Annotated in this window: 1 pseudogene; it reads right to left on the bottom strand. The window is 42.6% G+C overall.

The window, feature by feature from the left end:
- Positions 1-359: pseudogene (locus tag ACTQ53_RS17695) on the bottom strand (transposase); the annotation flags it as partial.

The raw sequence follows: 359 nt of genomic DNA, 5'->3' as shown, positions 1-359 counted from the left end.
CCAATACCCATGATTTCGAGACCATGTTTAACAGACTGTGCACATCCCGACCAAAAACGACCGATATGTGGAGTCTTCTTGCCAGCTTTGCTGATGTAGCTGGGATCAATGGCAATAGCCCATCTTCCCTGTTTAGCAAAGAAGCGCTTGGCAAGTGATACATTAAGTTTGAGCCAGTCAATGCTTTTCGACTTTTTTAAGCCGAATGCGTTGCGATAGGTTTGCTCAACATGCGAGCCATACCTCCCCATTTGGGTGAAATTTATCTTTCTTGGTATTACCATGAACAAAATTATCACCTCGATGAGTATTTTCTCGAAACTTTTTGTTAACTTTGCAGCCGAATCTTCAACTGCATC

Source organism: Prevotella sp. Sow4_E9_plate (genome assembly GCF_052116205.1).
GTDB lineage: Bacteria > Bacteroidota > Bacteroidia > Bacteroidales > Bacteroidaceae > Prevotella.
Note: the sequence above shows the minus strand (reverse complement) of the source record. Positions and strands in the feature narration are given on the sequence as shown.